This is a genomic window from Robertmurraya korlensis (assembly GCF_023715225.1).
Taxonomy (GTDB): domain Bacteria; phylum Bacillota; class Bacilli; order Bacillales; family Cytobacillaceae; genus Robertmurraya_A.
In genome coordinates, this window is record NZ_JAMBNS010000008.1 from 1 (window position 1) to 18,044 (window position 18,044).

The 18,044-nt window shown below is 40.2% G+C and carries 16 protein-coding genes; 13 read left to right on the forward strand and 3 right to left on the reverse strand.

The genetic code is table 11. The features are described 5' to 3' along the window. Positions 1–144 precede the first annotated feature (144 nt). On the reverse strand, positions 145–678 hold the full coding sequence (locus M3175_RS14750; protein WP_251520342.1) for a GbsR/MarR family transcriptional regulator: 534 nt from the start codon (positions 676–678) through the stop codon (positions 145–147). Positions 679–1,003: 325 nt separating this feature from the next. Between M3175_RS14750 and M3175_RS14755 the strand changes: the two genes are divergently transcribed. From M3175_RS14755 to M3175_RS14795, 9 genes are all read left to right on the forward strand, one after another. Beyond that, positions 1,004–2,203, forward strand: a complete 1,200-nt coding sequence (locus tag M3175_RS14755) for a quaternary amine ABC transporter ATP-binding protein (protein WP_251520345.1) — start codon at positions 1,004–1,006, stop codon at positions 2,201–2,203. Then, entirely contained in the window at positions 2,200–3,036 is an 837-nt protein-coding gene (locus M3175_RS14760; RefSeq protein ID WP_251520348.1) for an ABC transporter permease, read from the forward strand. The genes M3175_RS14755 and M3175_RS14760 overlap by 4 nt, the downstream gene beginning before the upstream one ends. Before the next feature lie 17 nt (positions 3,037–3,053). Further along, the gene (locus M3175_RS14765) at positions 3,054–3,932 is read left to right on the forward strand and encodes a glycine betaine ABC transporter substrate-binding protein (RefSeq protein ID WP_251520351.1); all 879 of its coding nucleotides are present in this window, start codon (positions 3,054–3,056) and stop codon (positions 3,930–3,932) included. Between the two features lie 123 nt (positions 3,933–4,055). After that, complete coding sequence (locus M3175_RS14770; protein WP_251520354.1) at positions 4,056–4,316, forward strand: YiaA/YiaB family inner membrane protein; 261 nt, start codon at positions 4,056–4,058, stop codon at positions 4,314–4,316. A 178-nt stretch (positions 4,317–4,494) separates the two neighbouring features. After that, positions 4,495–5,580 (forward strand): serine/threonine-protein kinase, encoded by a 1,086-nt coding sequence (locus M3175_RS14775; protein WP_251520357.1) that lies wholly within the window; start codon positions 4,495–4,497, stop codon positions 5,578–5,580. Positions 5,581–5,591: 11 nt separating this feature from the next. Beyond that, a complete protein-coding gene (locus M3175_RS14780) occupies positions 5,592–6,701 on the forward strand; it encodes a glycosyltransferase family 4 protein (protein WP_251520360.1) in 1,110 nt (369 codons plus the stop codon). After that, entirely contained in the window at positions 6,694–7,488 is a 795-nt protein-coding gene (locus M3175_RS14785; protein WP_251520363.1) for a HipA family kinase, read from the forward strand. The genes M3175_RS14780 and M3175_RS14785 overlap by 8 nt, the downstream gene beginning before the upstream one ends. Next, positions 7,485–8,390: a UTP--glucose-1-phosphate uridylyltransferase GalU gene (galU, locus tag M3175_RS14790; RefSeq protein WP_251520366.1), complete on the forward strand. Its 906-nt coding sequence runs from the start codon at positions 7,485–7,487 to the stop codon at positions 8,388–8,390. Before M3175_RS14785 ends, galU begins: the two co-directional genes overlap by 4 nt. Beyond that, the gene (locus M3175_RS14795) at positions 8,387–9,706 is read left to right on the forward strand and encodes a UDP-glucose dehydrogenase family protein (RefSeq protein ID WP_251520369.1); all 1,320 of its coding nucleotides are present in this window, start codon (positions 8,387–8,389) and stop codon (positions 9,704–9,706) included. Before galU ends, M3175_RS14795 begins: the two co-directional genes overlap by 4 nt. Before the next feature lie 17 nt (positions 9,707–9,723). Here M3175_RS14795 and rluF read toward each other — a convergent pair whose 3' ends face one another. Next, positions 9,724–10,428: a 23S rRNA pseudouridine(2604) synthase RluF gene (gene rluF, locus M3175_RS14800; protein WP_251520372.1), complete on the reverse strand. Its 705-nt coding sequence runs from the start codon at positions 10,426–10,428 to the stop codon at positions 9,724–9,726. A gap of 195 nt (positions 10,429–10,623) precedes the next feature. On the opposite strand from rluF, the gene M3175_RS14805 reads away from it, so the two are divergent. The 3 genes from M3175_RS14805 (at position 10,624) to M3175_RS14815 (ending at position 15,054) form a co-directional block, all read left to right on the forward strand. Beyond that, the gene (locus tag M3175_RS14805) at positions 10,624–11,955 is read left to right on the forward strand and encodes a hypothetical protein (protein WP_251520374.1); all 1,332 of its coding nucleotides are present in this window, start codon (positions 10,624–10,626) and stop codon (positions 11,953–11,955) included. A 132-nt stretch (positions 11,956–12,087) separates the two neighbouring features. After that, positions 12,088–13,254, forward strand: a complete 1,167-nt coding sequence (locus tag M3175_RS14810) for an acyl-CoA dehydrogenase family protein (RefSeq protein WP_285852296.1) — start codon at positions 12,088–12,090, stop codon at positions 13,252–13,254. Positions 13,255–13,377: 123 nt separating this feature from the next. Beyond that, complete coding sequence (locus M3175_RS14815; protein WP_251520377.1) at positions 13,378–15,054, forward strand: glycoside hydrolase family 13 protein; 1,677 nt, start codon at positions 13,378–13,380, stop codon at positions 15,052–15,054. Positions 15,055–15,082: 28 nt separating this feature from the next. Here the strand turns inward: M3175_RS14815 and M3175_RS14820 are convergent, their stop codons facing one another. Continuing rightward, on the reverse strand, positions 15,083–16,735 hold the full coding sequence (locus tag M3175_RS14820) for a M20/M25/M40 family metallo-hydrolase (protein WP_251520382.1): 1,653 nt from the start codon (positions 16,733–16,735) through the stop codon (positions 15,083–15,085). A 169-nt stretch (positions 16,736–16,904) separates the two neighbouring features. On the opposite strand from M3175_RS14820, the gene M3175_RS14825 reads away from it, so the two are divergent. Beyond that, on the forward strand, positions 16,905–18,020 hold the full coding sequence (locus M3175_RS14825; RefSeq protein ID WP_251520385.1) for a TIGR04053 family radical SAM/SPASM domain-containing protein: 1,116 nt from the start codon (positions 16,905–16,907) through the stop codon (positions 18,018–18,020). Positions 18,021–18,044 lie beyond the last annotated feature (24 nt).

The following is an 18,044-nucleotide window of genomic DNA, read 5'->3' on the forward strand; positions in this document are numbered from 1 at the left end:
CTAGTTGTAAATGTTATTTTACTCATGACGTCCCCTAATTCCCCATATGTTGAAATTCTAGTATATAAAAAAATACCTGTAGATAAAACACTCTTTTTCAAGTGTCCTTACTACAGGTACCATATTAGATGGTCAATCCATCCACTACTCCTTTTTTGGAATATGATTAAATATTTCCTTTGATTCGAGGCTGTCAACAAAACGGTTAAGCCAGTCATAGTAATCTAGTGCATATTGATATTTTTCAATATCTAACTCTGCAGAAGCCTTTACTTCGTCACTTGTTTCTGGATTTTCAAGAAGAGCATGGAGCTCTTTCAGTGATTTATTAATAGTAGAGATATTAAGGGAGATACCTGTTCGCCAGCTTGTGGTAAACAAGGCAGAAAACGATTCGTACCAGTCGTCTGCGGCTTGGTATAAATCTTTTCTTTCACCTTTCTTCCACACTTTTTCTACCATATTTAGTTCCTGAAGCTGTCTGACAGCTGTGCTCATGCTCGTTTTGCTCATTCCAAGCTCGTCTTTCATTTCATCAAGAGTCATTGGCTTTTCACTAAAGTATAACAATCCATACAGTCTTCCTACCGAATGCGTGATTCCGTATAGACTCATATTTTTAGCCATTGAATCAATAAAACGATCTCTTGCCTTCAATAGTTTGTCTTGTTCATTCAAGATATTTTCACTTCCCTGAGCTTTCTACCTATAGATTATCATATTGAATTTAAAAGTAGAAACGGATTATTTTGGAGGATACTGGAGCATTCGGGAGGAATTTTAACCATTTTATTGTTTAATTTGTACAGTTAAAACTTTACGAACAATATCTACGGAATATACAGAAATTTCGGCTTTGTTAAACACATGACTATCAAGCTACAATAAAAGGGCAGGAAAACTTCAAACTACTCACTCTCTTCGTTTTTCCTCTATATACAATACACATCATACCAATCTATCAATCTCTCAATTAAATAGAGATACAAAAAGGGGTTATAAAATGAATAAAATTCATGTGAAAAATCTCACGAAGGTGTTTGGCTCAAATCCAAAAGAGGGCGTTAAGCGTTTACACAAAGGGCAAACCAAGGAACAAATTTTAAAAGAAACAGGCATGACCGTCGGTGTCAACAATGCATCCTTTGAAGTGAAACCAGGAGAATTCTTCGTTCTTATGGGACTTTCAGGAAGTGGGAAGTCGACGTTGATTCGCTTAATCAACCGTTTGATTGAACCGACTGATGGGGAAGTTCTCATTGATGGGCAAGACATCACAAAGATGAATAAAAACGACTTGATGCAAACAAGAAGAAAGAAGCTATCAATGGTGTTTCAGAAGTTTGCTTTGTTTCCACATCGCACTGTACTTGAAAATGTCGCTTACGGGCTAGAAGTTCAAGGAGTCGAGAAAGGCATTAGAGAGGAAAAGGCACAAAAGGCAATTGAGGATGTGGGATTAAAAGGGTACGAAAATAGCTATCCTGATCAGCTCAGTGGTGGTATGCAGCAACGTGTGGGGCTTGCGAGAGCTCTTGCGAATGATTCTGATATTCTTCTCATGGACGAAGCGTTCAGTGCGCTAGATCCAATTATTCGTAAAGAGATGCAGGATGAGCTTCTTCAGCTTCAGAGCAAGCTTGGAAAAACCATTCTCTTTATCACACATGATCTTGATGAAGCGCTGAAGCTTGGTGACAGAATTGCGATTATGAAAAATGGAGAAATCGTTCAAATTGGAACGGCTGAAGAAATCCTTGAAAATCCTGCGAATGAGTATGTGTACAATTTTGTTGAGGACGTGGACCGTTCAAAGGTACTTATGGCTTCTAATATTATGAAAAAGCCTGACGTCATCACGACGTGGAAGGATGGCCCAAGGGTCGCGATGAAGAAAATGGAGGATGCAGGACTCTCGAGTATATTCGTCGTGGATAAAGATAAAAATCTCAAAGGAATCTTAACGATTGATGCTGCCATCAAAGCCTATAAGGAAAATAAATGGGTGGAAGATGTGTTAGAGTCAGATTTTCATACGACTGCTCCAACTACTCCATTAAGTGAGCTAATTGGGTTAGCGGCAGAATCAAAATATCCTATCGCTGTTGTTGAGGAAAACAAGCTAGTAGGAATTATTGTTAGAGTTTCGATCCTTTCGGGACTTGTGTTAGGGAAAGAGCAAAGCGAGGGGATGAAAGAATGAACTATTTTACCTTACCGTTAGAGGATTGGACAAATGACTTTGTTTACGACTGGTTAATCCCGGTCATGGGTGGATTTTTTGACTCCGTCAGCTCCATGATCTCTTTTTTCATTAATGGAGTGGCTGATTTATTTCTCATGATTCCAGCTGAAATTATTGCTTTACTATTTGTTTTATTAGCGTGGAAACTTGCTGGAAAAGGAATTGCTATTTTTACTTTAATCGGTACTTTATATCTTGGTTCCGTTAACCTTTGGGAAGATGCGATGCTAACATTAGCCGTTGTTGTTGTAGCAACCTTCTTTTCAATCATCATTGGACTTCCATTAGGGATTTTAACGGCAAAATATACAGTTTTAGATAAAATTGTTCGTCCGATATTGGACTTTATGCAAACTTTACCGAGCTTTGTGTATTTGATTCCGGCGATCTTGTTATTTGGATTAGGTGAAGTTCCAGCCGTTATTTCAACGTTTGTGTTTGCAACTCCGCCAGCGGTACGAATGACAACCTTGGCCATTAAACAAGTTCCTGAAGATATGGTCGAAGCAGCAAGGGCGTTCGGATCTACTTCATGGCAAATGCTTGTGAAGGTACAGCTACCCGTTGCGATTCCAACGATAATGGCAGGCGTAAATCAAACGATTATGTTAGCTCTATCGATGGCAGTAATTGCATCCATGATTGGGGCACCGGGTCTTGGTTCAACTGTTTTAGCCGGAATATCTAGCGTTAACGTTGGATTAGGTTTGGTTGGTGGATTAGGAATTGTTGTGTTAGCCATCATCCTAGACCGTATTACACAAGGTTTAGGTAATAAAAATAAAAAATAGTCAAGGAGTGGGGAAGATTGAAAAAACTAAGGGTAAGCTTATTATTACTACTAACCTTCATTTTACTAGTAGGTTGTAGCAGTGGAGCAAGTACTTCCGGAGAAACTGGAGACAGCAAGAATGTCACCATTAACTTTGGGGTAACACCGTGGACGAGTACAATCCCACCTACAAAGGTTGCCAAGCTTCTACTTGAAGACATGGGTTACACAGTAAAAGAAACTAGTGCCGATGCTGGTGGAGTGTACACGGGACTTTCAAAAGGAGATCTTGATGTATTTATGGATGCATGGCTACCCGAGATGCACGCCAATTATATGGAGAAATATGCAGATAGTCTGGATGATACAGCGGTAAGCTATGCAGATGGTGAGCTTGGATGGGTTATTCCAACGTATGTAAAAGGTATTGAGTCTGTTGAAGACTTAAAGGGCAAGGAAGATTTATTTGGTGGGAAGGTTTATGGAATTGAAGAAGGAGCAGGGATGACGGTTACTTCTCATAAAATAATTGAAGAGCTTGGATTGGATCTTGAATATGTTGCTTCCAGTGAAGGTGGTATGCTTGCTCAAGTGCAGCGTCTAATGGCGAAAGAAGAACCTGTTCTTTTCCTTGGATGGAGACCACATCCAATGTTTGCTAACTATGATTTAAAGGTACTTTCAAGTCCAGAAGGATACTTTGACACATCAGAAGTTCATGTGATTACAAACAATGAGTTAAAAGATAAAGCCCCAGAAGCATACGAATTATTAAACAACTGGAGCATAAATGTATCAGATATTGAAAAAATGATCGTTGAAATTGAAGACAATAATCGCGATGCGGAAGAAGTGGCACAGGAGTGGATCGATAATCATCCTGATGAAGTAAAAGCGATTAAGGGCGAGAAATAACAGGTAAAAAGGCTGACGATTAATTGTCAGCCTTTTTTATATAAAAAAGTGTAGATTTACACCATGTCTACTTGGTATAATATACCTGAAATGGAACTTATAGTTGGTTTTAGGAGGATGAATATGAAATACAGACGTAGAAATACCACGGCCTTCACCGTACTAGCTTATTTTACTTTCTTTGCAGGGGTATTCCTTTTTAGTATCGGTCTATATAACGCTGATAGTCTTGAACTAAATGAAAAAGGTTATTATATTGCTGTAATGATTCTGGTTGCTGTAGGGGCGATCCTGACGCAAAAAGTAACAAGAGACAATGCAGAGGATAACGAAATCATAGCTGAACAAGAGCGGCAGCGTTCACATTCGAATAGTATTGAGTAGGAAAGAGGGAATGGCTTCGGTCATTCTCTCTTTTATTTTTCTGTAAGCTAAAATTCGGCTTTTTCCCTAGTTAATAGCCTGTACACTTTCAATATTTTTGAATCTAATGTAAAGAGAATGTAAATATAACACTGGTTTGTAGATCGTGAATAGTATGGTAGAAAGGTGGTTACTTTTTTTGAACACTAAAGAGTTAAGAAAGATGGTTGGGCGCATCTCGGTTAATAATCTTGAAAATCAAGATGTAGAAGTGATCAATCATAGTCCACTTCGGATGATTGGGAAGGGGCGTCAAGGAGCGGTGTTTCATTATTCCGACGATGTCTGTGTCAAGGTATTTGGAAATGAAGAAGATTGCATGAGGGAGTATGAAGCATTATCAATGGGACAGCATACAGGGTTGTTCCCACGGATTTATGAACATGGACCTCTTTTTATTGTGATGGAAACCATTAAGGGCATTGATTTGAGGGAGTACTTACAATCACATCCGTTAACAGAAGAGCTATCAGCAAAGCTTATCGAAATGCTGGTCACTTTTAAAGAAATCGGATATGAAAGAATCGATCATCATAAGAGACAAATTTATCTCCAAGCAGATGGCAGTCTTCGTGTGATTGATGTTGCAAGGACCATTTGGCGTGACCGGGTATATCCATATCCTCGCAAACTATTAACATCCTTAGGAGAAACCCATAAAGAGACGTTTCTATCACATGTGAAGGCTTTTTCTCCGGAACTTCTCGAGGAGTGGAGCTATTATATGCAAATGGAAGAGTTAGCCAGAGAGATTTACCCTTTGTTATTGGAGGGTGAAAAAACAAAGTCAATTGTTAAAGACTTGAGCAGTCGCTTGTTAACTAAGGATGATAAAGATCATGTACCACAATTGGTTAATTTATTGCACAAGGTTTTTAAAGAAGAATGGGTAAAAACGATGTTAGCTAGAGGGCAAAATCCTGATGAAGTGATGGAGAAAATTGACGAGTACTGGAACGCATTAGAGCAGAAACAACAGCAGCAACCGGTAATAGAAAAGTCAAACAAAAAACAGCAAAAAATTGATTTTACAGATATCCAGCGTATCATTGATGGATTTAATAAGTCGGACAAAAAAGACGAAAAAGATGATAAGAAAAGCAAGAATGATAAAAAGAAATTTGAAAAGGCTTCTCCGGTAGAGAAAAGCAAAATGCTAAGACAGGAACTAACATCCATATTAATGCAAAAAATGTTGGATAACAGTAAAAAGGATAAAAAGTAAGGAGAGTCAAGATGAAAATACTTGTAATCTGGCGTCTACTCACGGTTGGAGGGGTAAATGCTGGGTGGCGTAACCGGGCGATTTATTTTAAAAAATATGGCATAAAAACAGAGTTTCTGTACACGACAGATCACGGTGGAATGCATATTATGGAAGATATCGCTCCCGTTTACTTGACGAAGGACAAAAACGAAATAGTGAAAATCATACAAGATAATCAGTATGACGCAATCATTGTTGTTGATACAAAGAATGCCTTTAAATGGCTGAGAATGGCCAATTACAAAGGACCAGTAATAGTCGAAGCACGTACCCCAGAACTTATAAAACTCACTCCTCATCTCCAGAACTTTCACGGCATTCACCCAGTTGCAGTCATTGTCCCCTCCCATTATCAAAAAGGGCTTGTATCTATCCTTATTGAAGGAATTCCAATCGAAGTGATCTATAACGGAATTGACCCAGCTTATTATTACGCACTAAATGAAGAAGTGATTGATTACGATTCAGAGCCGCTCCTGCCAATAGGTAAAAAAGTCATTGGTTGGATCGGACGATTGGATAAAAGAAAGAATTGGCCAATGTTAGTGGAAATCGCAAAAAGAGTAAAACAGGAACGAGATGATATTGAATTTTGGGTCATTGGTGGAGCACAAAGTGTGCAAAAAGAAGAGTTTGCTGCAAAGTGGAAAGAAGAAGAATTAACTGACATCATCAAGTGGTTTCCGGTCATTCCTTACCAGCAAATGCCACATGTGTATGCAAAGATTCGTCAATCTGGTGGCTGTACAATCGCGACCACAAAAACGGAGTCATTTGGGAACACCTTTGTGGAATCTATGATTTGTGGAGTCCCAGTGGTGGCCTCTCGAATGATGCCCGTCACAGAGATTGTAAAAGATGGAGAAACAGGAAAACTATTTCACGGAATGAATGTTGATGAGGCAATCAAGCAGCTATATTTTATAGTCGACCAGCCTAAAGTACAGAAAGAGATGTCTGAGGCGGCAATCTTGCACACAATTGAGCACTTTCATATTCATCGCGTGGCCGAAAAATATGTTCAGTTTTTACTAGCAATCATGCAAAAAGATACAGGTGAGGTGAAGGTGGGTGATTAAGCCAATTTCATATGTAAAAAAGTTAGAAGGAAAATCAAATACTCACTTAATCAAGTTTGACGATGGATATGAATATGCAGTGAAGTACTTCATAGAAGGATTCGAAAAATCATTGCCAAACGAATGGGTAGCATACAGCCTAGCCAGATATTTACAGCTTCCCATTCCCTATGCTCAAATTGTAGAAATACCAGCTGAGTTCTCCGCTCAAATTCCTGATTTTATCCCAAGTGCCAGTTGCTATCAGTTTGCGTCCAGATATGTTCCTGACTGCTACAACGCACATGAAGTCAATCAAATTAAGAAAATCGTAAACGAGCAACAGTTAGCTTCGATTATTTTATTTGATTATTGGTTATCAAACCGCGACCGAACGAAGAAAAATATCCTACTAAAAGAAGCAGGCAATGGGATGTATGATCTATGGATCATTGACCATGCGGAATGCTTTGGTTCCTATAACTGGACAGGAGAGCAGGTAGAAGATCTTCCTGTGAAAATATTAAAAAGTGCCACTCACCGATTAATGGCCCAATTTGTTAACGATGAATCGGACTTTTATGAAGCAATAAAAGTGATTCAAACCATCCCTAACTTTCTAATTGAGGAAATTGTCAGCATCATTCCAGAGGATTGGCAAGTCAGTTTGGAAGAAAGAAAAATACTTTCACAGTTCTTAATCCGACGCCGTAAAAAGATGCTTCCTAGTAGTTTGAGAAAGTTCATGGAAAGAGAGTACATCCCGCTTCATTTAGTAGAGAGGAACAGAGGGGAGGGTGAAGGATGAAGGTACGAAAGGCAATCATCCCCGCTGCAGGATTGGGAACAAGATTCTTGCCAGCAACCAAGGCACAGCCCAAAGAAATGCTGCCCATCGTTGATAAACCGACCATTCAATATATTGTCGAGGAGGCAGTCGCAGCTGGAATTAATGAAATTTTGATCATAATTGGTCGAGGAAAACGTTCGATTGAAGATCATTTTGATAAATCTTATGAACTCGAAGACACATTAACACGAAAAAATAAGGTAGAACTTCTAGAAGAAATTCGCAACTTATCAAGTTTAGTGACCATCTATTATGTGCGGCAAAAGGAACCACTTGGACTGGGGCACGCAATTCTATGTGCGAAAAGCTTTATTGGTAATGAGCCATTTGCTGTCATGCTTGGTGACGACATTGTGGAATCAGAAGTACCTTGCTTAAAGCAACTCATGGATGCTTTTGAATACTGCAATAGCTCGGTAGTGGCAGTTCAAACAGTGGCCGATGATGAGGTGAGCAAGTACGGAATTGTGAAACCAAAAGGAGCCATAGGAATTCCTAATCTATTTTCACTAGATTCATTAGTCGAAAAGCCAAGGAAGGAAGATGCTCCCTCAAACTATGCGATTATCGGGAGATACGTATTCAGACCAGAAATTTTTGAAAAGCTTGAGTCATTACCAATGGTTCCTAATGTCGAATTGCAGTTAACCGACGCAATTAATGAACTGAATAAAGAGCAAGCTGTATTTGCTTATTCGTTTGAAGGTACACGTTACGATATTGGAGACAAACTCGGGTTTGTGAAAGCAACACTCGATTTTGCTCTAAGAAGGGAAGACATGAGGGAAGTGGTTCTAGAGTATATCAAAGGCATCTATGAGAATATGGATATTCAACAACGAGAGAATGATGGAGTATGAGAATTGCTGTAATTGGAACGGGTTATGTGGGACTATCCACTGGTGTTTGTTTAGCAGAAATCGGACATCATGTGACATGCATTGATACAAGTGAAGAAAAAATCAAGGTTCTGCGTGGGGGAAAATCCCCTATATATGAACCGGGAATGGAAGATTTAATTACGAAAAATATGGATGCCAACCGATTGCGGTTTACAACGTCGCATGAAGAGGGCTTGGAGAAGTCAGAGGTCATAATCGTTGCTGTTGGTACTCCTCAGCAAAGTAGTGGAGAAGCAGACTTAACGTACCTATTTCAGGCGATTCACGATGCTGCTCCATATTTAAAAGAAGAGACAATCATTGTGATCAAGAGTACCGTCCCTGTTGGCACAAATGAAAAGGTGAAGAAATGGCTGGAGGGAACGGGTCAAAAGCAAACCTTTCCATCGGTTGTCTCCAATCCCGAATTTTTACGACAAGGATCAGCTGTGTTAGATACACTACATCCTGACCGAATTGTGATTGGGTGTGAGAACAAGGAGGCAGCTGCGGTAATCGAAAAGATGTATGCTCCTCTAAAGGCTCAGGTTGTCACGACAGATGCAAGAAGTGCAGAAATGATTAAGTATGCAGCGAATGCCTTCTTAGCAACGAAAATTAGCTTTATTAATAATATAGGAAACCTGTGTGAGGCAGTAGGTGCAAATGTAGAAGATGTATCTAAGGGGATGGGGCTAGATCAACGGATAGGGGAAGCCTTTTTACAAAGTGGAATCGGATATGGTGGGTCCTGTTTTCCTAAAGATGTTAGTGCACTTTTAGCCATCGCAAAAGAATATCATGTCCCTTTTTCAATGATTGAAGAAACCATGTTGATTAACGACCGACAGAAGCAGCTACTTGTGAATAAGGCTCTGAGTCGTTTTGGACATTTGAAGCAGAAGAAAATCGCTGTATTAGGCTTTGCTTTTAAACCGGAGACAGATGATATGAGAGAAGCTCCTTCGATTACAATTATCCACTCTTTACTGAAAGAAGGAGCAACCGTAATTGGCTACGACCCAGTGGCAACTCGAAATGCAAAAGTGATTTTCGGAGAACAAATCATGTATGCTGCTTCGGTGAAAGAGGCGTTAAAAGAGGCAGATGCTGTCTTTATTGTTACGGAGTGGAAGGAAATCAAACAGCTCGTATTATCAGAAGTGATTTCTCATATGAAAGAGCCAATCGTATTTGATGGAAGAAACTGTTTCTCGGAAGAGGCGGTTCGGGACTGTGAGGAAATTGAGTATTATCCGATCGGAAAGCCAGCCATCATCATTAAAAAAAGCTGAAGAATCCTTCAGCTTTTTTACTGTTTCGGTTCGTAATTCAATTCATTAAATAGTTCCTTTTTTTCTTCTTTTGTTAAATCCCTCCACTGACCAACGGGGAGGTTGCCAAGATGGATGTTCATAATTCTCGTGCGTTGAAGGCGAACGATTCCATACCCTAGGCTAGAACACATACGGCGAATTTGCCGGTTTAAGCCCTGTGTTAAAATGATTTTAAACACGTATTTTGAAAGCTGCTCCACTTTACAAGGAAGGGTTTTTGTATCAAGAATTTCTACACCCGATGACATTTTTGCGACAAACTCTTTTGTGATGGGTCTGTCAACAGTCACGATGTACTCTTTCTCATGTCTGTTTTCTGCTCGAAGAATTTCGTTGACGATGTCCCCGTCATTTGTGAGGAGAATTAAACCGTCAGAGTCTTTATCAAGCCTTCCAATATGGAAAATCCTTAGTGGGTGATTGACGAGATCGATAATATTTCCTTTAATATGACGCTCGGTGGTACTCGTAATTCCAACGGGTTTATTAAGTGCAATATATACATAGTTTCTCGCTACCACGATGGACTGGCCGTTCACCCTCACATCGTCTCCTGCTTCCACCTGACTGCCAAGCTCAGCGACACGACCGTTTATCGTCACTTTTCCTTCACTAATGAGCTTGTCTGCTCCGCGTCTGGAAGTAAAGCCTGATTCACTAATAAATTTATTTAATCTCATTATTTTTACATCCTTTAGGTGTTTTGTCCTTTAAAGAATACAGCAATTGTTTGCTTGTTTTCAAGCAAGTGGTTGGATGTAGGTTTTCATTCACTTCAATTGCAATCATTTTTTCTAGAAGTACTCATTGAATCTATTAAATGATAGGAGTACGATGGAACAAAAGATTACAAGTTCATTAGGAGAAGTTGCTCAATGAGAAGTTACCTTATTTTAGCGATGTGTGGCCTTTATTTGATTCAATATTTTGTAGAGCTTACCTGGCTTAGGTATGTGGTAGTGGTTCTAGCTTTGATTGCGTTTGTCGGTAGTGCTCCGAAAGCAGACCCACTACCAAGACTTCTTGGCTTTTTTATGATGGGACTTGGAATCATCCTTGAAATGGGAAAGGGGACAGGTGTTGAAGGTATAAGTGATGGCCTGTTTCTTATTTTACCTCTTCTTTGTTTAATAACATTAGCCCCTCTATTGTCCATTCCATTACGTTTTGGAGGCTATTTTGAGGCAGTAGCTTTGCTTCTAAAAAAGCTACTGCAGCAGCCAAAGAAACTATATGCAGGAATTACGGGTACTTTGTTTTTATTAAGTCCGGTCTTAAATCTGGGCTCGGTTCGGATTATCAATGAATTTCTAGATGAGTTAAAGCTTCCATCAATGATGTCAGCGAAAAGCTATCTCGTTGGCTTTACGACCGCCATTTTTTGGTCTCCATATTTTGCATCGGTTTCATTAGTTCTTCATTATTTGCATGTTCCGTTCAATCAGTACATCGGGTATGGAATTGCTCTATCAGCTTTGTCCTTACTGATCGGAAATATCTTATTCGCCCTTTGGCAGAAGCGAAACCCAATAAATGTGGAATCAACACCATCTCGTTTACTAGATAACAAGATTCATAATCAGCTTTTTCGACTCGTTTTCTTCGTTGTTTTGTTAATGAGCTCTTGTCTTTTGATTGAGTGGGCTACCCACTGGTCGATGATCATCATTGTTTGTCTGATCACTGTTCTTGTTCCGACCGCATTTGCCTTTCTCCCTCGTAACTGGGAGAAAATGCGCCCGCTGTTAATTGATTATCGAGATCGTACCGTTCCACTGATGAACAATGAAATGATGCTTTTTATGAGTGCGGGAATGCTTGCTTTTGCCATAAAAGGAACCGCCTTAGCAGAGGGAGTCAATTTTGTTCTTACTGGGTTTGCGAAGGAGTCCTTTTTCCTCTTTGCATTAGCCGTCATTGTGATCGTACTTGTTCTCACCTATATGGGAATTCACCAGATTGCTGTGGTGGGAGCGCTAGCGATGCAGCTTCAGCCCGCAGAGCTTGGTATAACGAGTATTTCTCTGGCGCTATTATTGTTACTCACCTGGGCAATGTCAACGGCGCTTAGTCCGTTCTCAGGATTAAATTTAATGGTTAGCCGATTTGCAGGAATATCTGGTGTTCAGGTTGGATTGCAGGCAAATGGAATGCATATGTCCCTCGTTGCGATCGTAGGAGTCACGATTATTTCATTTATTAGTTGATGAAACCTCTTAGATAATTCTAAGGGGTTCTTTTTTACAACGAAAGAGCCGTACCGTTATACTTATATAAAAAGCAGGAACGATAGGAGAGTTTACCTCTTCAACCAATAGGCAGGGAAGGGAGTTTTTTAAATGGGTTATCATGAGCAATATTTTTTAAAAACAAACCATCAAAAAGAGCTCTATAGCATGGTGAGTAAGTTAGCTGATTCCTTTCAAGAGCGCTCAGAACAACATGACCGGGAGGGGAGCTTCCCCTATGAAAATATCGAGGAATTAAAGAAAAGTGGCTACACGAAGCTTTCTGTTCCAAAAGAGTTGGGTGGGGAAGGAATTTCACTTTATGAGCTTGTACTTCTACAGGAAAGGCTCGCCCAGGGAGATGCTTCAACGGCACTTTCCATCGGCTGGCATATAGGAATTGTCATGGACACCGCAGAAAAGAAGGTATGGAAAAATGGTGCTTTTGAGAAAATCGCAAAAGACATCGTACATAATGGGGCCTTATTAAACAGTGCGGTTTCCGAGGCAGCAACAGGGAGTCCAACAAGAGGAGGTAGACCACAAACTCTTGCCGTACAAGATGGAGACCATTGGGTAATAAACGGTCGAAAGACATTTACGACCATGTCACCTGTACTCGATTATTTTATTGTCGTTGCAGCGGTGGAGAAAAATGACGAAATTGCTCAGTTTATTGTTCCACGTGAAACAAAAGGGTTGGAAATCGTCGAAACATGGGACACCATGGCGATGCGTGGAACCGGAAGTCATGACATTCTTCTACAAGATGTGAGAGTTCCTTATGATGCACTTGTACAAGTTCTTGACCAGGAATCAAAAAAGAAGGCGAACGGGTGGCTTTTGCATATTCCAGCCTGTTATATGGGAATTGCCTTAGCTGCAAGAAATTATGCGGTGAAATATGCTAATCATTATAAACCAAACTCTATCAAAGGTCCCATCAGTGAGCTTCCTAATATTCGTCAGCTTATCGGAGAAATGGAGCTTAAGTTAATGAGTGCAAGAACCTTTCTTTATTCTGTTGCAGAAAGATGGGATCAAGATGTGGAACATCGCTATGAGCTACATGCGGAGCTTGCAGCGGTGAAACATGTGGTCACCAATACAGCCATGGAGGTTGTTGACAAAGCCATGCGCATCGTAGGAGCGCAGAGCCTTTATCATAAAAGTCCACTGCAAAGATATTACCGAGATGTTCGAGCCGGGCTTCATAATCCACCAATGGATGATGCCGTTGTGTCCATGCTTGCACACAGAGCGAATAATGAAAAATAGATATGTCAAAAAATAGCCTTTCTTTCACAGAGATAGGCTGTTTTTTTTTGCTTGATAAAATGGTATTCTAGTGAGGAGCAAACGTTTGCACAGAGGTGAGTGCATATGAGAGGAGATATACATATGGATCAATCATGGTGGAAAGAAAGTGTTGTTTATCAAATTTATCCGCGAAGCTTTAAGGATAGCAATGGAGACGGAATTGGTGATATCCAAGGTATTATTGAAAAGCTTGATTATTTAAAGGAGCTCGGTGTTGGAATCATTTGGCTGTCTCCTGTATATAAGTCACCAAACGACGATAATGGGTATGATGTAAGCGATTACCAAGATATAATGGATGAATTTGGTACGATGGTAGATTGGGAACATTTGATACAGGAGATGCATGATCGGGAGATGAAGCTTATGATGGACCTTGTAGTTAATCACTCATCAGATGAGCATCGTTGGTTCCTTGAAGCGAAAAAATCCAAGGACAACCCATACCGGAATTATTATATTTGGCGTAAGGGAAAGGATGGCAAAGAGCCAACGAACTGGGAATCATTTTTTAGCGGTTCGGCTTGGGAGTATGATGAAACGACTGACGAATACTTTCTCCATCTATTTAGTAAAAAGCAACCTGATTTAAATTGGGAAAATCCAAAACTTCGAAGAGAAGTGTACGATATGATGAATTGGTGGATCGACAAGGGTGTTGATGGCTTCCGAATGGATGTGATCAATCTAATTTCTAAGGCAGGATACCAGGATGCACCGAATATGGAAGGGAAAAAGTATGCGTCAGGTGCAGAGTATTTCTTCAATGGTCCTAAAATACATGAGTATTTACAGGAAATGAATAAAGAGGTGCTTTCAAAAGGTGTCGTTACGGTAGGTGAGACACCAGGTGTAGATGTGGAGCAGGCGAAGCTTTATACCGGTTCAGATCGAAATGAACTGAATATGGTGTTCCAATTTGAACATATGGACCTTGATTCAGGACCAGGTGGAAAATGGGATTTGCGTCCGTTGAAGCTTAAAGACTTGAGAAACAATTTTACAAAATGGCAAAAGGGACTTGAGGAGGAAGGCTGGAATAGCTTGTACTTAAACAATCATGACCAGCCTCGTATGGTTTCTCGATTTGGAAATGACGGGAAGTATCGAGTAGAATCGGCAAAAATGCTTGCTACCTTCCTTCACACTTTGCAAGGAACTCCTTATATTTATCAAGGTGAGGAAATTGGCATGACGAATGTCAAATTTGACTCCATTGAAGAGTATAAAGATATTGAAACACTGAATATGTACAACGAAAAGGTCAAAGAAAACAATGAAGACGAAGCAAAAGTAATGCAATCCATTTATGTAAAAGGGCGGGACAATGCACGTACTCCAGTACAGTGGAATGCTAGTGAACATGCTGGTTTCACAACAGGTACACCATGGATTGCCGTAAATCCAAATTACAAAGAAGTGAATGTAGAACAAGCAGTGGCTGATCAGGATTCGATTTTCCATTATTACAAAAAGCTGATCAAATTACGAAAAGAGAATGATGTCATCGTTTATGGGAAATACGATGTACTTCTTGAGGATCATGAACAAATCTACGCCTATACGAGAACACTGAAAAAAGAAAAGCTGTTGGTTATCTTGAATTTCTCTGATCACCGACCAGAGTTTGTGCTACCAGAAGATATGATTTGCCGTGATATAGAAGTTTTAATTAGCAATTACGAGCAATCAGCGGAACCGGACGTTTCTTCAATCAAGCTTCGACCGTACGAGGCAATTGTGTATAAATACAGATAAGAAAGCAGGCGAGGGGATGAACCCTCGCCTATTTCAATACACGCTCGATCACTCGTTTGGTTAGTGTGGGAACCACTTCTAAGGAGTAGGTCATTTCTAGTCTTTCTAATCGTTTATGTGCATCAATTCCGTATGGTCCGATATTCACGACAGGAACATTGATATCTCGTATATCTTGAAAATTAATATAATGCTTCCTTCCCCAGCTTGGATTGTTGTTTGTGACGGCTTGAAGGCCTGCATCATCATCGCTTAATGCAACAAAGCTCATATCTGAGATATAAGGGAAAAAGTTACGCGTGACGATCGGAAACGGGTAATCTGGCTGTACTGCAGCAACGGCTTCATCAAGTGCATGAATAAGGATGGATTCATCAGATGTTTTTCCTGATAGTTCAATTCTGGGTGAATACAAGGATGAATAAAACAATATCATAGCAGGACTCTTGTCCTTCATCCATTTCCATGCTTCCTCTACCACACGCGCAGCATACATCCGGCTATCCAATGATTTGTTTTGCTGTAGTTGATCTTTAAATACGTTCATATGTTCTTTGTACTTGTCCCCATGTTCAGCAAGCAGCTTTTCTTCCATCTGTTCATAAGTAAACACTCGTGTTTTCCACGGAATGGGTTGGTATGCTTCGCCACTAATTTTACAATAATTTTTATAGCGCTCTTCATAGGTGCTTAAAGCACGGTCGAAAGCAATTGTCGCTTGTTCGGTAAGCTTATCGATGACATCCTTTGGTGTCCACGAATGAATAAAAAAGTTATAGTACACATAAGAAGCTAAGGCGGTTTGTACGTCATACGAAGGCTTCATATCCATTTGCTTTAGTGATACGGGAGGGACGGTCGTTTCCCCTAAAGCCTCGTTGCAAAGCTCCGGATTATAATTGATTTGCTGAGTTAACTCTGCTGCTAAAAAATTCGGGTCTAATCCTTCAAAACAAGAGCCAACATGTGTTTCCGAACCGGTAATGAAAAAAGAAGGCAGAAGCTTTCCGACGGTTCCTTTATATATATAGCGATTTTGATCCCCTTTAAACCGAGGAGCTACGAAATCGGCATTGATCGCCGCAACATAGTCGAAGTGATGCTCAGTCTTCCATGTTTTTAGTGTTTTTAACGATGATAGAATTCCGTTTGAACTGTCCTCCTCATCACATTCTGCCAAGAAGACAAGATTTCCGTTAAGCTCTTCAGGATGTTCTGAGTAATATTTTAGTAGATACAGGTGGCTAGCGAGTCCGCTCTTCATATCTAGGGTGCCTCTGCCGAAAAGCCAGTCGCCTGATTCAAGCTGTTTCTTTACCTCTTCTGATAAGTCTTCTTTCTTCAAAGCTTCAGCTAACTCGTCCGGATAACAGGCAAGGCTTTTTAATTGGTTGAAATCATCTATTCCAACGGTATCCACATGACCCATCAGAATGACGGTGCGGTTACTTCTGCCTTTTGTTCCTTTTACAAAGGCAAGAACATTATATCTTTCGTAATCGTCATCAATGGTTGGTGTGATGACGAGGTGTGAAGGGTTTTCTTGAAAATAAGAAAATGAAGTCAGGAGTGTATGCAATGAATGAGAGATGACTTTTTCTCCATCTGTATTGACGACACTTTCTATTTGAACGAGCTGTTTAGTGAAGGCTAACACATCTATACGACAAGGTAATAGCATGGGTTTTCTCCTTTTTCCTTGAAATAATCATCTCCTTTCACTATACGACACTGAATTCTTATTAGAAAGTAGCAAGTGTAGGAGGATTGTAACAATATGGATGATTCAACGACTTTGTTAACTCCTATAATGAGAACATTGAAAAATTAAAAGATGGTTAGGTGATACGATGCATGGGAAACATGTTCCTGTTGATTACAGCCAAAATCCGTTTATTGTCATTTGGGAAGTAACAAGAGCTTGTCAGCTTAAGTGTGTGCACTGTCGTGCGGACGCACAGTTGACGCCAGACCCAAATGAGTTAACCCATGTGGAAGGGATCGCTTTAATTGACGAAATTTATGAAATGAATAATCCGATGCTAGTTTTTAGTGGTGGTGACTGCATGATGCGTGACGATCTGTTGGAGCTAGCCGATTATGCGGTTAAAAAAGGGATGCGTGTTTCTATGACTCCTAGTGCAACAGCTAATGTGACAAAGGAGAAGATGAGACAAGCAAAGCAGGTGGGGTTATCAAGGTGGGGATTTAGCTTGGATGGACCTACTGCTGATATTCATGATCAATTCCGTGGCATTCCCGGTTCATTTGACTTAACGCTTGAGAAAGTGGCGTATTTGCGTGAGCTAAACATGCCGCTTCAGATCAATACCGTCATTTCCCGGTACAATTACGACCATCTCGAGCAAATGGCCAAGCTAATGGAAGAGCTCGATGTGGTGATGTGGTATATCTTTTTACTCGTACCCACGGGAAGAGGCCAAGTGGATGATTGTTTAACGCCACTTGAACACGAAAAGGTATTTAGGTGGTTGTACGACTTAAGTAAAAAAGTTTCTTACGATATTAAAACAACGGCAGCACAGCATTATCGACGTGTGGTTCTTCAGCAAAAAGTGAAAGAGCATAAAGTAGAAACAGGCCATATTCGCTACGAAGACACCATGACGATGGATCAAAACAGAATCCGAGATGGTTTAAAGCGAGCGCCAAAGGGTGTAAATGACGGAAATGGTTTTATCTTTGTTTCTCATACAGGAGATGTGTTTCCAAGTGGATTGCTCCCAATAAAAGTCGGAAATATCCGTGAGAATCGCTTAGATCATATTTATCGAACATCACCTGTCCTAAAGGAACTTCGTAATCCAGACCTCTACAAAGGAAAATGTGGCATGTGTGAGTATCGTCAAATTTGTGGAGGTTCTCGTTCTAGAGCATATGCTATGACAGGGGATTACTTGGCGAGTGAACCGTTTTGCGTATATGTACCACAAAGCTTACGATAGCTGCTTGTATAAATCGTGAAAAAA

Coding starts and splice junctions, on each gene's coding strand:
- galU (WP_251520366.1), top strand. CDS start 7,485: ATGAAGGTACGAAAGGCAATCATCCCCGCTGCAGGATTGGGAACAAGA.
- rluF (WP_251520372.1), bottom strand. CDS start 10,428: ATGAGATTAAATAAATTTATTAGTGAATCAGGCTTTACTTCCAGACGC.
- M3175_RS14760 (WP_251520348.1), top strand. CDS start 2,200: ATGAACTATTTTACCTTACCGTTAGAGGATTGGACAAATGACTTTGTT.
- M3175_RS14755 (WP_251520345.1), top strand. CDS start 1,004: ATGAATAAAATTCATGTGAAAAATCTCACGAAGGTGTTTGGCTCAAAT.
- M3175_RS14810 (WP_285852296.1), top strand. CDS start 12,088: ATGGGTTATCATGAGCAATATTTTTTAAAAACAAACCATCAAAAAGAG.
- M3175_RS14815 (WP_251520377.1), top strand. CDS start 13,378: ATGGATCAATCATGGTGGAAAGAAAGTGTTGTTTATCAAATTTATCCG.
- M3175_RS14770 (WP_251520354.1), top strand. CDS start 4,056: ATGAAATACAGACGTAGAAATACCACGGCCTTCACCGTACTAGCTTAT.
- M3175_RS14820 (WP_251520382.1), bottom strand. CDS start 16,735: ATGCTATTACCTTGTCGTATAGATGTGTTAGCCTTCACTAAACAGCTC.
- M3175_RS14795 (WP_251520369.1), top strand. CDS start 8,387: ATGAGAATTGCTGTAATTGGAACGGGTTATGTGGGACTATCCACTGGT.
- M3175_RS14805 (WP_251520374.1), top strand. CDS start 10,624: ATGAGAAGTTACCTTATTTTAGCGATGTGTGGCCTTTATTTGATTCAA.
- M3175_RS14825 (WP_251520385.1), top strand. CDS start 16,905: ATGCATGGGAAACATGTTCCTGTTGATTACAGCCAAAATCCGTTTATT.
- M3175_RS14780 (WP_251520360.1), top strand. CDS start 5,592: ATGAAAATACTTGTAATCTGGCGTCTACTCACGGTTGGAGGGGTAAAT.